The organism is Streptomyces albicerus, from assembly GCF_008905045.1.
Lineage (GTDB): Bacteria > Actinomycetota > Actinomycetes > Streptomycetales > Streptomycetaceae > Streptomyces > Streptomyces albicerus.
Map to the genome: position 1 here is coordinate 82,027 of NZ_VWMY01000007.1, position 6,345 is coordinate 88,371.

A 6,345-nucleotide genomic window follows, 5' to 3' on the forward strand; every position below is an offset into this window, starting at 1 on the left:
GATCAACGACAAGGCATACGCACGTGAATATGCGCACCAAGTGGCCCGTCCTGCCCGTCGTAGCGGGACTGTCCGCGGGCCTGCTGACCGGATGCGGCTCGGAAACGGGCGACTCCGGGGGCAGCGGCTCCACCGTCTCCATCGGGATGACCGACGACGTCCTGGCCACCGATCCGGCCTCGGGCTACGACCCGGGCTCCTGGCTCCTGTTCAACAACGTCTTCCAGTCCCTGCTCAGCTTCCCCAACGGCGGCACCGAGCCGCAGCCGGAAGCCGCCGAGGAGTGCACCTTCACGGACTCGGGCGCCAAGGTCTACCGGTGCACCCTGCGCGACGGACTGCAGTTCAGCAACGGTGACGACCTGACCTCGAAGGACGTCAAGTTCTCCTTCGACCGCATGATGAAGATCGGCGACGCCGCGGGGCCCGCGATCATGTTCCCCATGCTGGACAAGGTGGAGACCCCGGACGAGAAGACGGTCGTCTTCAATCTCAAGGTCTCCGACGCCACCTTCCCGAGCAAGATCGCCTCCGGCGCCGGCTCGATCGTGAACCACCGCGAGTACTCCGCGGACGAGCTGCGCGAGGACGGCAAGGCCGTCGGCTCGGGCCCGTACAAGCTGGAGTCGTTCGGCAAGGACGAGGCCGTCTTCTCGGTCAACGAGAACTACAAGGGCAGCGCCAAGACGCAGAACTCGGGCGTGACCCTCAAGCTCTTCCACGGTGACCAGTCCGGCCTGAAGAAGGCCATCCGCGACAACGAGGTGGACGCCGCCTACCGAGGCCTCGCCGCCAAGGACATCGCGGAGATCCAGGAGGACACCACCGGCAGCCAGGCCATCGACGTCGTCGAGGGATCCAGCGCCGAGGTCCAGCACCTGGTCTTCAACATGAAGGACCCGGTGGCCGGCAAGCTCGGCGTCCGCCAGGCCATCGCCCATCTGCTCGACCGTGACGCCCTCATCAAGGAGGTGTACGAGAACACGGCGACCCCGCTGTACTCGATCATCCCCGCGGGCATCACGGGCCACAACACGGCCTTCTTCAACACCTACGGCGCCCGCCCCTCGCGCGCCAAGGCCGAGGCCGCGCTGCAGGCCGACGGCATCACCGACAAGGTGAAGCTGACCCTCTGGTCGACGCCGACCCGCTACGGGCCGTCCACCGACCAGGAGTTCAAGGCGATTGCCAAGCAGCTCAACGCCAGCGGCCTGTTCGACGCGACCGTGAAGTCCGTCGCCTACGACCAGTACGAGAAGGACATCGAGGCGGGCGAGTACGGCGTGTACGTGAAGGGCTGGGTGCCGGACTACCCGGACCCGGACAACTTCACGGCCCCGTTCTTCGGCGAGGGCAACGTCCTGGGCAACAACTACACGAACACCACGGTCACCGGGCAGCTCATCCCCGAGACCGCCGCCGAGAGCGACCGCTCCTCGACCGAGCGGCAGTACGGCGAGCTCCAGGACATCGTCGCCGAGCAGGTCCCGGTCATCCCGGTCTGGCAGGCCAAGCAGTACGCGGTCGTCCGCGACAACGTGTACGGCCTGGAGAACTGCCTCGACGCGTCGACGGTGTTCCGCTTCTGGGAGATCAGCAAGGACTGACCGCCCGTACGTACGTCTCCTCTACGAGCATCACCACTACGACGGTGAATGGCCGCCCCCTTCCGAAGGGGGCGGCCATTCACCGTCGTAGTGGTCGCGTGGAGGTCGCTCACTGTGCGCCGGGGCGCACCAGACCGCTCTCGTACGCGTAGACCGCGGCCTGTACGCGGTCCCGCAGCCCCAGCTTGGTGAGGACATGGCCCACGTGCGTCTTGACCGTGGTCTCGCTGACGAACAGGTCGGCGGCGATCTCCGCGTTCGAAAGACCGCGGGCCACCAGCTTCAGTACCTCGACCTCGCGCTCGGTGAGCGTGTGCAGGGTGTCCGGCACGGGCTCGTCGCCCGAGGGCAGATGGCCCGCGTACTTGTCGAGGAGCCGACGGGTGATGCTGGGCGCGAGCATGGCCTCACCGGCGGCCACCACGCGGATGGCCTGCACCAGCTCATTGGCGGGGGCGTCCTTCAGGAGGAAGCCGCTGGCGCCTGCGCGCAGCGCCTCCACCACGTACTCGTCGAGGTCGAAGGTCGTCAGGACCAGCACCTTCGCCGGACCGTCCCGGCCCGGTCCGGTGATCTGCCGGGTCGCCTCCACACCGTCCATCCGTGGCATACGGATGTCCATAAGAACCACATCGGGCTGCAGGGCACGTACCTGATCGAGTGCCTGGAGACCGTCACCGGCCTCGCCGACGACCGCGATGTCCTGCTCGGCCTCCAGGATCATCCGGAAGCCGGTACGCAGCAGCGGCTGGTCGTCGACCAATAGGACGCGGATGGCCACGTAAGTCTCCTTCGCTAGTCCGGCCCCATTCTGCCCTGCGCGTGTTGTCCGGTTCGCCTTCGGGGCGCTGAAGCCCGTCGGCTCACGCGCCACCGGCCTCGGGCGGCCTCACGGGGAGCGGATACGGCGGGGGAGTGCCGCCGAATTCCGGACATACGGCTTGGTGGTCGCACCAGCCGCAGAGCTTGGTGGGCCGCGGCCGCCAGTCGCCTGTCTCGGTGGCGAGCCGGATCGCGTCCCACAGCGCGAGCAGCTTGCGCTCGACGCGCTCCAGATCGGCCGGCACCGGGTCGTACGTGAGCACGTCGCCGCTGCCCAGATAGACGAGCTGGAGGCGGCGCGGGACGACCTGTTTCAGCCGCCAGACCACGAGGGCGTAGAACTTCATCTGGAACAGGGCACCCTCCGCGTACTCCGGACGCGGGGCCTTGCCCGTCTTGTAGTCGACGATCCGCACCTCGCCGGTCGGCGCCACGTCGACCCGGTCGATGATGCCGCGCAGCTTCAGCCCCGAATCGAGCTGGGCCTCCACGAACAGCTCGCGCTCGGCCGGTTCCAGCCGGGTCGGGTCCTCCAGCGTGAACCAGCGCTCGACCAGCTGCTCGGCCTCGGCGAGCCAGCGCGCCAGCCGCTCGCCGGCGGCCTTCTCGTCGGAGTCCGCGAACAACTCGGCCAGTTCGGGCTTCGCCTCGCGCAGCCGGTCCCACTGGCCGGGAATCAGCGACTTCGCGCGCGGCGCGGTCCGCTCGGTCGCCGGGGCGTCGAAGAGCCGCTCCAGCACCGCGTGCACCAGCGTGCCGCGCGTGGCCGCCTCGCTCGGCTTCTCCGGCAGCTTGTCGATCACCCGGAACCGGTACAGCAACGGACACTGCATGAAGTCCCCGGCACGCGAGGGCGACAGCGAGGCCGGAGGCACGGCGACCGCGACCCGGGCGGGCTCCGCGGCCGCGACGCCGGCGGGCTCGGCCTCCGTACCGACGGCCTTCACGGCCACCACGTCCACGGGCTCCGCTGCGTCGCCGATCGGCTCGGCCGCCGGGCCGGCAGGCTGCGACCCCACGACTCCGGCCGGCTCGGCTGCGACGCCGACGGGTCCGGCGGCCGACATGTCCGCGGGCTCGGCCGCGTCGCCGGGCGGCTCGTCGGGGCCTGCCTGGGTGACGCCGTCCGTGCTGGTTTCCATGACGACAGACCTTACGGCCCGCCACTGACAGCGCGACACACGGTGACCTGCGCGGCGTACGCCACGGCACGGGAAACAGAGGGGGTGCCGGGGCCGAACGCACCGCGACGGCCGCATACCATCGACCACAGGACCTTTCGCCGTGCATGATCGCGAGCGGGAGACGCGTCGAACGAGGGGAAATCGTGGACGAGAGCGGCGGGAGCGGGCAGCCGCGATCCGGCACGGACGAGGCGGACGAGCGCCGCGCGGGTCAGCCGCGTCCCGGCGACCCGGCCACCACGACGGCCCGGCCGCACTCCGACGAGGAGCCGCACGACGCCGACGCCCTGGCGAAACCCGAGCCGGAGGAAGGCGCGGGGGCCGGGCGTTTCGACAAGAGCCCGGAGACTCCCGCGAGTTCGGCGGAGGACCAGGCCGACGGAGAGCGGCCCGCCATTCCACAGGCCGACGCGGGCGAGTCCCCTGTCCTGCCGCCCGCCCCGGACGCCGAGTCCGACGGCCACACGCCTCAGCAGCGTCACGACTCCAAGCAGCCGCACGACTCCCACCGCACCGAGGCACACACCACCCGTACCGGTACCGGCACCGAGCCCGAGCCCGGGCTCAAGAAGGGCCCCGCCCCGCGGCGCGCCAAGGAGCCCGGCGGCGGCCTGCTCATGGGCCGCCCCTTCGGTGTGCCCGTGTACGTCGCGCCCAGCTGGTTCCTCGTCGCCGCCCTCATCACCTGGGTCTTCGGCGGCCAGCTCGACCGCGTCCTGCCCGAACTCGGCATGGCCCGCTACCTCGTCTCGCTCTTCTTCGCGGTGGCCTTCTACGCCTCCGTACTCGTCCACGAGCTGGCCCACACGGTCGCCGCCCTGCGCTTCAAGCTGCCCGTACGCCGCATCCAGCTGCAGTTCTTCGGCGGTGTCTCCGAGATCGAGAAGGAGTCCGAGACCCCCGGCCGCGAGTTCGTGCTCGCCTTCGTCGGCCCGCTGCTCTCGCTGATCCTGGGCGGCCTCTTCTACCTCGCCCTGCAGACCGTCGAACCGGGCACCGTCCCGGGCGTCCTGCTGGCCGGCCTGATGATCTCGAACCTGATCGTCGCCGCGTTCAACCTGCTCCCCGGTCTGCCGCTGGACGGTGGCCGGATGCTCCGCGCCGTCGTCTGGAAGATCACCGGCAAGCCGATGAGCGGCACGATCGCCGCGGCCTGGGTCGGCCGCGCCCTCGCGATCTCCGTCCTCGTCGGACTGCCCCTGCTGACGCAGTCCGGGGCGCTCGGCTCCGACGCCGACGACATCGGCGGCATGGACACAGTCATGGACGCCCTGCTCGCCGCGATCCTGGCCGCGATCATCTGGACCGGCGCCGGGAACAGCCTGCGCATGGCGCGCCTGCGCGAGCACCTGCCCGAACTGCGGGCCCGCGCCCTCACCCGGCGCGCGGTCCCCGTGCAGACCGACACCCCGCTCTCCGAGGCGCTCCGCCGCGCCAACGACGCCGGTGCCCGCGCCCTGGTCGTGGTCGACGCCGACGGCGACCCCCTCTCGCTCGTCCGCGAGGCCGCCATCGTCGGCGTACCGGAACACCGCCGCCCCTGGGTCGCCGTCAGCGGCCTCGCCCAGGACCTGACGGACGGCATGCGCGTCTCCGCGGAACTGGCCGGCGAGGAACTGCTCGACACCCTGCGCGCGACCCCGGCGACCGAGTACCTGGTGGTGGAGGAGTCCGGCGAGATCTACGGAGTCCTCTCGGCGGCGGACGTCGAGCGCGCCTTCGTAAAGGCCATGGCCAGGCCGTCCTAGTGGTCTACGGCCCCCGTCAGGACCGGTAGGCTGGTCACATGTCCGAACCGACCGGTGCCGCCCGCCGACGCGGGCCCTTCAAGGTCGGGGACCAGGTTCAGCTGACCGACCCCAAGGGCCGCCACTACACGTTCACGCTCGAAGCGGGGAAGAACTTCCACACCCACAAGGGTTCCTTCCCGCACGACGAGCTGATCGGCGCTCCCGAGGGCAGCGTTGTCCGCACCACGGGGAACGTCGCCTATCTGGCACTGCGCCCCCTGCTCCCCGACTACGTCCTGTCCATGCCCCGCGGCGCCGCCGTGGTCTACCCCAAGGACGCGGGACAGATCCTGTCCTTCGCCGACATCTTCCCCGGCGCACGCGTCGTGGAGGCCGGCGTGGGCTCCGGCTCGCTCAGCAGCTTCCTGCTGCGCGCCATCGGCGACCAGGGCATGCTGCACTCGTACGAGCGCCGCGCGGACTTCGCCGAGATCGCGCAGGCGAACGTGGAGCGCTACTTCGGCGGCCCGCACCCCGCCTGGCAGCTCACCGTCGGCGACCTCCAGGACAACCTGAGCGACACGGACGTCGACCGCGTCATCCTCGACATGCTCGCCCCCTGGGAGTGCCTGGAGGCCGTCTCCAAGGCCCTCGTCCCCGGCGGCATCCTCTGCTGCTACGTGGCGACCACCACCCAGCTCGCGCGGACCGTCGAGTCCATCCGCGAGATCGGCTGCTTCAACGAGCCGACCTCCTGGGAGACGATGATCCGCAACTGGCACGTCGAGGGTCTGGCCGTCCGCCCCGACCACCGGATGATCGGCCACACCGGCTTCCTGCTCACCGCCCGCCGCCTCGCGGACGGCGTCGAGCCGCCCATGCGCCGCCGCCGGCCCGCCAAGGGCGCCTACGGCGAGGACTACACCGGCCCGAACGCCGACGGAGGCACCGGCCGCTGAGGCGGTCCCGTGCCGCGTACAACGCGCAAGCGGTGTGGCCGGG

General features: G+C 70.6%; 5 protein-coding genes. 3 read left to right on the forward strand and 2 right to left on the reverse strand.

Annotated features, from left to right (window positions below; translation table 11 throughout):
• The first annotated feature begins 23 nt into the window (after positions 1–23).
• Positions 24–1,607 carry an ABC transporter substrate-binding protein gene (locus tag GAS53_RS07655; RefSeq protein WP_151476696.1) on the forward strand — a complete coding sequence of 528 codons (1,584 nt, stop codon included), beginning with the start codon at positions 24–26 and terminating at the stop codon, positions 1,605–1,607.
• A 109-nt stretch (positions 1,608–1,716) separates the two neighbouring features.
• Here GAS53_RS07655 and GAS53_RS07660 read toward each other — a convergent pair whose 3' ends face one another.
• Both GAS53_RS07660 and GAS53_RS07665 read right to left on the reverse strand, forming a co-directional pair.
• On the reverse strand, positions 1,717–2,388 hold the full coding sequence (locus GAS53_RS07660; RefSeq protein WP_016639462.1) for a response regulator: 672 nt from the start codon (positions 2,386–2,388) through the stop codon (positions 1,717–1,719).
• Between the two features lie 82 nt (positions 2,389–2,470).
• On the reverse strand, positions 2,471–3,571 hold the full coding sequence (locus GAS53_RS07665; protein ID WP_225858792.1) for a RecB family exonuclease: 1,101 nt from the start codon (positions 3,569–3,571) through the stop codon (positions 2,471–2,473).
• 185 nt (positions 3,572–3,756) lie between these two features.
• Here GAS53_RS07665 and GAS53_RS07670 point away from each other — a divergent pair, with 185 nt between their 5' ends.
• Together GAS53_RS07670 and GAS53_RS07675 are read left to right on the forward strand one after the other, a co-directional pair.
• Entirely contained in the window at positions 3,757–5,361 is a 1,605-nt protein-coding gene (locus tag GAS53_RS07670; RefSeq protein WP_151476697.1) for a site-2 protease family protein, read from the forward strand.
• Positions 5,362–5,399: 38 nt separating this feature from the next.
• On the forward strand, positions 5,400–6,302 hold the full coding sequence (locus GAS53_RS07675) for a tRNA (adenine-N1)-methyltransferase (protein ID WP_151476698.1): 903 nt from the start codon (positions 5,400–5,402) through the stop codon (positions 6,300–6,302).
• The last annotated feature ends 43 nt before the right edge of the window (positions 6,303–6,345 follow it).